The sequence below is a fragment of the Acidovorax sp. BoFeN1 genome (assembly GCF_003345135.1).
GTDB classification, from domain to species: domain Bacteria; phylum Pseudomonadota; class Gammaproteobacteria; order Burkholderiales; family Burkholderiaceae_C; genus Acidovorax; species Acidovorax defluvii.
The window spans coordinates 20,862-28,905 of the sequence record NZ_QOZT01000046.1; the positions used below are offsets into that span (position 1 = coordinate 20,862).

General features: G+C 66.5%; 7 protein-coding genes. 2 read left to right on the forward strand and 5 right to left on the reverse strand.

What is annotated here, in order from left to right:
- Positions 1–50: 50 nt before the first annotated feature.
- On the forward strand, positions 51–1,370 hold the full coding sequence (locus tag DTW89_RS11575) for a D-amino acid dehydrogenase (RefSeq protein ID WP_114656060.1): 1,320 nt from the start codon (positions 51–53) through the stop codon (positions 1,368–1,370).
- Between the two features lie 114 nt (positions 1,371–1,484).
- Here the strand turns inward: DTW89_RS11575 and sorU are convergent, their stop codons facing one another.
- Entirely contained in the window at positions 1,485–1,832 is a 348-nt protein-coding gene (gene sorU / locus DTW89_RS11580) for a SorU family sulfite dehydrogenase c-type cytochrome subunit (protein WP_114656055.1), read from the reverse strand.
- A 1-nt stretch (position 1,833) separates the two neighbouring features.
- Entirely contained in the window at positions 1,834–3,042 is a 1,209-nt protein-coding gene (sorT, locus tag DTW89_RS11585; protein ID WP_114656056.1) for a SorT family sulfite dehydrogenase catalytic subunit, read from the reverse strand.
- A 537-nt stretch (positions 3,043–3,579) separates the two neighbouring features.
- On the opposite strand from sorT, the gene DTW89_RS11590 reads away from it, so the two are divergent.
- A complete protein-coding gene (locus DTW89_RS11590; RefSeq protein ID WP_269089844.1) occupies positions 3,580–4,602 on the forward strand; it encodes a rhodanese-like domain-containing protein in 1,023 nt (340 codons plus the stop codon).
- 147 nt (positions 4,603–4,749) lie between these two features.
- Here DTW89_RS11590 and DTW89_RS11595 read toward each other — a convergent pair whose 3' ends face one another.
- The 3 genes from DTW89_RS11595 to DTW89_RS11605 form a co-directional block, all read right to left on the reverse strand.
- Positions 4,750–6,060, reverse strand: a complete 1,311-nt coding sequence (locus DTW89_RS11595; protein WP_114656057.1) for an FIST signal transduction protein — start codon at positions 6,058–6,060, stop codon at positions 4,750–4,752.
- Positions 6,061–6,117: 57 nt separating this feature from the next.
- Positions 6,118–6,978: a PhaM family polyhydroxyalkanoate granule multifunctional regulatory protein gene (locus DTW89_RS11600; protein ID WP_114656058.1), complete on the reverse strand. Its 861-nt coding sequence runs from the start codon at positions 6,976–6,978 to the stop codon at positions 6,118–6,120.
- A gap of 99 nt (positions 6,979–7,077) precedes the next feature.
- Entirely contained in the window at positions 7,078–7,581 is a 504-nt protein-coding gene (locus DTW89_RS11605; protein ID WP_114656059.1) for a copper chaperone PCu(A)C, read from the reverse strand.
- Positions 7,582–8,044 lie beyond the last annotated feature (463 nt).

An 8,044-nucleotide genomic window follows, 5' to 3' on the forward strand; every position in this document is an offset into this window, starting at 1 on the left:
TGCCAGCGCACGTCTTTCAAGCGCCAGAGCCCAGAAAGGCTTTGAAAATCATGCGCGTGATCGTTTTGGGTGCCGGCTTGCTCGGCGTGACTTCGGCTTATTTTCTGCAGCAACTCGGCCACGAGGTGACCGTCATCGACCGCCAGGGCGCCCCCGGCGCCGAAACCAGCTTTGCCAACGGTGGGCAAATTTCGGTGAGCCACGCCGAGCCCTGGGCCAACCCCAGCGCACCGCTGAAGGTGCTGCAGTGGCTGGGCCAGGAAGATGCGCCCCTGCTGTTTCGCATCCGCGCCGACATGCGCCAGTGGCTGTGGGGCCTGTCCTTTTTGCGCAACTGCACCCCGGCGCGCACGCGCCACAACATCGAGCAGATCGTGCGCCTGGGCACCTACAGCCGCAGCGTGCTGCAGCAACTGCGCGCGGACACGGGCATCCAGTACGACCAGCGCACGCAGGGCATCCTGCACTTTTATACCAACGCCAAGGAGTTCGACGGCGCTCTGGCCCCCGCCGAGCAGATGCGCGGTTTGGGCTGCGAGCGCCAGGTCATCAGCGCCGACGAGGCCGTGCGCATCGAGCCGGCGCTGGCCCACATCCGCCCGCAGCTGGCGGGCGCCACGTTCACGGCCGAGGACGAGTCGGGCGACGCCAACCAGTTCACGCGCGAACTCGCCAAACTGTGCGAGGCGGCGGGCGTGCAGTTCCGCCTGGGGCACCACATCACCGCGCTGCGCGAGGCGGGCGGCCGCATCGACCATGTGGAGGTGACCAACGCCGAAGGCCGCTTCGAGCGCGTGCGCGGCGATGCCTTTGTGCTGGCCATGGGCTCGTTCAGCCCGCTGCTGGCCCAGCCGCTGGGCATTCGCCTGCCCATTTACCCGGCCAAGGGCTATTCGGTGACCATGCCGGTGAAGGACGCGAGCCGGGCGCACCAAGTGAGCCTGACGGACGACGAGTACAAGCTGGTGTTCTCGCGCTACACCAGCGAACGCGGCGGCGACCGGTTGCGCATTGCTGGCACCGCCGAGCTCAACGGCTACGACCGCAACCTGAACCAGGTGCGCTGCGACGCCATCGTGCGCCGCGTGGAGCAACTCTTTCCCGGTGCGGGCGACGCGAGCCAGGCGCAGTTCTGGACCGGCCTGCGCCCCGCAACGCCCAGCAACGTGCCACTGATCGGCCAGACGAAGGTGGGCAACCTGTTTCTCAACACCGGCCACGGCACGCTGGGCTGGACGCACGCCTGCGGTTCGGGCAAGGCGCTGGCCGACATCGTGAGCGGCCGCGTGCCAGAGGTGGATTTTGCGTTCCAGGGAATGGCCGCAGGACGTGGCGCCCATGCGCTGGTGCCCGCGGCCAAGGTGGCATGAGCCCCCAAAACGGACGAAGCGGCTGCAGCCGCTTCACAGGGAAGGCGCCAGAGCGAAACCACCGCGCCAGGAAAGGCCCGCCACAAGAATTGTGGCGGGCGAGCGCGGCCCCGTTCAAGGCGATGCCGCACCCGTGGCATGCGCGACAAAGCGCGCCACGGCCTGCATGTCTTGCGGGCTGATTTTTTCGGCGTAGGAGGGCATCACGCCGATGCCGTTGCGCAACGCGCGCAGCACGCGGTCGGCATCGGGCTTGAGCTCGTCCAGCACCGGGCCGATCTGCCCCTCAGCCCCGGCCGCCTGCAAGGTGTGGCAAACGGCGCAGGCCGGCTGCAGGGTGGTGAACAGCAGCTTGCCGCGCGCTATTTCGGCAGGGTCGGCCGCCACGCTGGCGCCCGCCAGCAATGCCAGCCCACCCGCCGCCAAAGCGCGTGGCAGCCAGCGCCTCGTCGCCACCGCCACGTCAGGCCACCGTCACGGTCACGGCGTGATCGCTCCAGCTGGCGTTGTTGTAGCCGCCCACGTTTTCTTCGCGCTGCTGGGCCTGCACATTGCCTGCCATGTCGGTTGCGCGGCTGGCCAGCACATAGGTACCGGCCCCCAGGCGCACTGGCAGCACAAACTGGCGCCATGCAAACCGGCCAAGGTCGGGGCCCACCAGTTGCGCGGCCCGCCAGGTTTGGCCGCCGTCCACCGACACCTCTACGCCCTTTACGGCGTGCATGCCACCAAAGGCCACGCCATGGATCTGCGCCACACCGGCCTTGAGGGGACCTTGCTCGGGCAGCGGGCCGTTGATCCAGGACTTGACCGTCATTTCCCACACCGAGGGCTGGTCCGGGCTGGCCTTGGTGCCGGGTGGCGACATGCGGTAGCCGTGCTGCATGATGCGCGCCTGCGACTGTGTCGGCGTGAACGCTAGCCGCTTCACATACTTGATGTTGTTCACGCCTTGGTAACCCGGCACCACCAGGCGCAGCGGCCCGCCATGTGCCAGCGACAAGGGCTCGCCGTTCATTTCCCAGGCCAGGATGGCATCGTCCAGCGCCTTCAGGGGCACCGAGCGCTCGACAAGAACGGTCAGAGGATCCACACCTTCGGGCAGCTTTTCACCACCGGTTCCGGTGACATACGCCATGCCGTCCACCAGCCCACCCAGGGCGGCCACCACGTTGCGCAGCGGCACACCGCTCCACACCACACAACCGGCGGCACCCACCGTCCACGGCGTACCGCTGGGCTTGCTGGGGAAGAACCCCCGACCATTGCCCGAGCACTGCAGCACCGTGGCCACGGTGTCGATGCCCAGGGTCTTGAGTTCGGCCAGGCTCAGTGTGCGCGGATTTTTGACCCCCTCGATGGACACGGTCCAGGCATCGCGGTTCTCCAGAACGGCGGCGTCAGGTGCGGGCAAATTGTTGCGGACATACAACTGGTTCGACGGCGTGATCACGCTGGTTCCGAAGGCTGCGCGCCGCGTTTCCAGGGTGTTGCCGCTGTGCACGATCAGGGCGTTGGCGCTCTTCCAGCCGGCGTAGCCGGGCAACGGCTTGGGCGTGGCTGCGGCCTGGGCACGTGCAACGCCAGTCCAGCCAGCCAGCCCCAGCGCGCTCAGTGCGGCAGCGCTTCCGGCCAGCATGTGGCGGCGTGGCAGTGTCATCGGGTTCTTCATGGGCAGGGTCCTCCGGGAATAAAGGAAACAGGTGAAGTCCGTCTTGCAACGCCGGATCGCCCGACGCCACAGAAGGGGCTTGGCGGATTTTGTGTGGGAAGCCGTTTTTGGCGAAGCGCTTTTGGAGCACAGATGTAAACAGGTGCAACAAATCCGCTGCAGGTGTTCGCAATGTCAAACCCTTGGGGCATATTTGCCAGACGGTTCACCGTGTTGCAAACGCGCACGCCCGGAAGTTGCCAGGCCAAAGCGCGGGCTGCGCCGGATTGCGGCGGGGTCCAAGCAGGGCGCGCCCTGGTGCGGTCTCGCACCGTGGTGGAATCCGACGCCGCACCGTCCATTGCGGCAAGCCACGGTGAAATTGAAGCGCCGCCATTCAACAATTCAAGAGGAAAAACCATGCCCCGCAACTTTCAATGGACCGCTGTCACGCTGGCGTGTCTGCTCGTCAGCCCCTGAGCCCAGGCCCAGCTGACGGCCATCGTGGCGGTGTAACCCACCGCCAAGAAGGCGGCCCACACCATCGTCCGCAGTGCGCTGGAAACAGGCCTGACACAGGCAGCAGGCCAGCCCCTGAAGCTCAGCACCAGCGAAGACCTGGCCGATGTGATGCGGGCCACCCGCAGCGCGGGCTATGACGTGTTCATCGGCCCTGCACAGGTTGCTGCCTCGGCCTTGCAGCGGGGCTATGAACTGGTGGGTGCCACGCAAAAATCCGAGCAATACCTGCTGATCGGCGCAGCCAATGTGCCTGCGGTGGCGGCCATGAAAGGCCAGCGGCTCTATCTGCCGCAGCAGGACTCGGTCTACACCTACATGGCGCGCGGCATGCTCAATGAAGCCGGGCTGTCGTTCCAGGACCTGAAATCGGTAAAGCATGAAAAATACCCGCAAGCCGGCCTGTCCGCGTTGTCGCTGGGCGTTGCGGACGCCACCGTGGTGCGCGCCGATGAATGGGCCGAGTGGTCGGCGGGCCACCCCGGCGTGGCACGCGTGCTGGCCACCTCGCACCCGGTGCCGGGCGGCTTCACGATCGTGGTGCGCAAGGATCTGCCCGCCGATACACGCAGCAAGCTGGGCCAGTGGTTCGGCACGGCCACGGTGTCCAGCGGGCTGACGCCGGTCACCCAGCGCCCCGACGCCCAGGAATACCGCCGCGTGGCCGAACTGGGCCTGTTCACACCCAACGGCCTGCCCGGCGTGACCCGCATTTCCGCCAAGGAGGCGCAGCAGTTGCAGGCCCAGGGCGCCGTGGTGGTGGATACGCGCACCGAGAAGGAATTCAAAGCCAAGCGCATCCGGGGCGCGGTGTTGGCCGCCTACGTGGAGAAAAGCCTCAAGGATGTGGCCTTCAACGCGGCCCAGGACGACTTTCAGGCGTTCGACAAGGTTTCCCTCGACAAGACCAAGCCGGTGATCTTTGCCTGCAATGGAGCCGAGTGCTGGAAGTCCTACAAGGCGGCCAAGGTGGCAGCTGCCAAAGGCTTTAAGTCGGTGTACTGGCTGCGTGGCGGATTGCCCGAATGGGATGCTGGCGGACTGCCCACGGAAGGCGGCTGAGGCCACGGGCATCGCCCGCGCTTCAGACAAACTTCGACAGAAAGCCCATGACTGTCAGGCGCGCGGGTTGCTGACCTGAAGGCTGAGGCCAGCGGCGCACCACCAAGCCAACGGTACGCAAGGTCAGGCGCTACTGCCCGCGCAGCATCACGCGGCAACAAACACCGTCAACACGCCGGTGTAGCCATACAGGTGGTGGTGCGCAATTTCACCGCCGGCGAAAAAACCCACCAATGGCACATCGCCCAGCGCATGCCGCACGATCTGCAGTTCGGCACTGGGGCCGCCAAAGTGGGGGCCGCCCCGGCCCGAGCAGCTCACGTAGATCGCGCCACAGATGCGCCGCCCCGTCTGTGGTAGCGCACCAGCAGCGGAGGCGCCAGGGGCTGCGGCCTGTTGTCCGCCCTGCGCATCGGACGATACCAACGGTGCGGTCTCCAGCTCTTCGGGCGAAAGCTCTTCGCGGATTTCGGCGCAGATGCGCATGAGGTCGGCGCGCGCCGCCGCCACATTGCGCTGGCAAAACGTCAGGTGCATTCCTGGTTCCACATGGTCGGCCAGCGCTACGCCCCGGCGGGTGGCATCCAGGCCCACGATGTGGCGCACACGCGTGTCGGTGCCGAAATGGCCCGTGCGGCGCTGGCCCTGGGGCTGCTCGCCCGCATTGACCAGCCCGGCCAGCGTGGCGCGCACCTTGCGCAGGGCGGGTTGCGGGTCGCCACCGTCCAGAGAAACCTCCAGCGTGCCGAGCAGCACATCGAGCGCAGGTTCGCCATCGAGCTGCAGCACCACGTTTTCGTGCGCCGCGGTGATGGTGTGCTGCACGCCCACGGGCTGGCAACCTTGCGTGACACGCGACACCAGCGCCACCCCGGCGCCAAACGCCACACCCGAAAGCCCGCCGTCAAACACCCCGCTGGCGCCGCCCTGCCCGGCCATGTTGCCGTCACCCCCCACCGCAAACTGCACGTTGTTGCTGCGGCTGGCGCTCAGCCCCCCAAACAGGTAACCCGTGGCGGTGCGCGCAGCCATCTCGTCCAGCAGCTCGGCCAGTTCGGCGGTATGGCCATCGGCATGCACCAGCGCGGTGTAGGCCTCGAACCCGCTGGCCGGATTGCGCGGCAACGGGGCCACACCGGAAAACACGCGGTACTGGTCGGCGGGCACGTCCAGCAGCATCACGGAGAGCGCGGGCTCGTCAAAATACTCGGCGTTGCTGGCCGAGACGCCCACGCCCACGGTGCCGCTCCAGTCGGTCACCTCGGGCAGTTCACTGCTCAGATAGTCGAACAGCGCCTGCGCTTCGCTGGCGTAGTGGTCGGTGATGTAGAGCAGGCCCAGCGTGGGTGCGGATGCGTATTCGGGCAGGGACATCTGGGCCCGCAACTGGGCCAGCACGAGTGCGGCGGCCATGCGCCACTGGGGGCGGGTGGCATGGCCGGTGGGAAATAGTTTCATGGTGTGACCTCTCGGGCAGTGGCGGGCGCTGCCCGCAGCACCGCCAGATCAGTGATCTCAGCCCGCCGACTTGCGCGGTGCGCGGCGGGCCGTGGCTTTTTTGGCGGCGGGTTTCGCGGCGGGTTTCGCGGCGGGTTTGCTGGAAGATTTGGCAGGTGCCTTTTTTGCAGCAGACTTTTTGGCAGCGGGCGCTTTGGCCGCACCGGCAGCAGCGCGTTGGCCGGCCTGCATGGTCTCTATGCCCTTGGCGGCAAACTGGCTGGCCATGTCGGTGGCGGTCTTCATGGCTTCTTTGGCCAGGCCGGTGGCCACGTTATGGGTGGGATCGATGCTGGTCTGCTTGGCGGCGTCTTTCAGGGCGTTGGCCGCGATCTGCTGGAACTGGCTGGTCAGCGCGCCCCACCAATGCATGGGGTCCACCACGGATGGCTCGGGGGCCTGGGAGCCCTTGGAATCGTCGGCCGGTGCGGCCTGGGCTGGCTTGACGGGTTCTGCGGGCGCAGGCGCAGCGGCGGCTGGCGCGGGGGTTGCTGCAGCAGTTGCAGCTGCCCGGCCGGCAAAGGTTTCGGCAGCCTTTTGCATGCTGCCCATCACGCCGTCGGCAGGCTTGAGCTTGAAGGCGCTGGCCACGTCGCCCATGCTGAAGTTCATGCCCTTGAGCGTGGCCAGCGTCATCTTTTGCACCTCCAGCGCCTGGACGGTGGCGGTCAGGGCGCGCGAGTTCTGCTCCAGCCAGAACTGCACGGCCTTGAGTTCGTCGATGCGTTTTTCCAGCTCTTCGACGCTGATGGTGGGCGCCACCCAGTTCGACAGGTTGGGCAGCTGGGGAATGCTGCTGGAGGCCCCTTTGGCCAGGCTTTGCAGAAAGTCAAAGCCGGGGACGAATTTGCCGAAACCGAAGTTGGATGTGTCGCTCATGGCCGCTCCGCAATAGGTGGGTCTGTGGCACGCGCCCCGCAGGGCGTCGTGTTGGCACAGCTTACTCCAATGCCTTGCGTTCCGGAAAGCCCCCGGTGCTCAGTGCTTGTTTCCGTGCGCTGCGCCTTGGCCCATGCCGGAGGCCGCTGCTCCAGGTGCTTGCGAGGCCACCGGCAGCTGCAGTGGCAGCTGGGTTTCGGCGCCCTTGGCATCCTGGAACACCAGTGTCACAGGCACGTTGGAGCCCTTGGCCAACGGAGCCTTCAGGTCCATCAGCATGACATGGTAGCCGCCGGGCTTGAGCTCGACGGTTTTGCCGGCAGGCAGGTCGAGCGCGGGTATGGCGCGCATTTTCATGATGTCGCCTTCCATCTTCATCTCGTGCACTTCGACCACGCCGGCTGCTGGCGACTCGGCGCGCACCAGGCGCGCGCCGTCTTTGGCAGTCAGGCGCATGAAGGCACCCGTGGCCTTTTGGCCCTGCACGGTGGCACGCGCCCAGGCGCCGTCCACCGCCACAGGGGCAGTGGCTTGGGCGTGGGCCTGGCCGGCAAGCAGGGCAAGGGCGATGAGTGCGGGGCGGGTGATGCGGTGCAGTGTCATGGGGTTCTCCTGGGTAAAAAACGAATGGGAAACAGTAAAAGGGAAACAGTGAAAGGGGAACAACGTCAGCGGGAGGCCGCGTGCTGTCGACATTGCCACAGACAAGGCCTTCGGCGCAGGCGCGGAAATCTTCTGCCTGCCCGGCTTGCGGCCTGCAAACCGCTGCACACCTTGGCCAGCGCTGGCCCAGCCATGGCATGGGCGCGTCGCGCATTCAGGTAGCGCGGGCGCGGGGTCGATTCGCATAAGGCACGGGACACATCCAGCGCCGCGCAGCTTGGGTGCACGCAGCCTCCTGATTACAAGCCAAATAGGCCTCTAGCGCTTATCCATAAAGCGCAAACAGCTATTATAATAATAGCAAAATCAGAAGACAGCTGGGGGCCCGCGCGGCGGCAGCGGCGCGGCTGCGCGGGCCGCAATGTGCGCTGGCGGGGCAGAACCCAGGGCATGCGACGGGGGG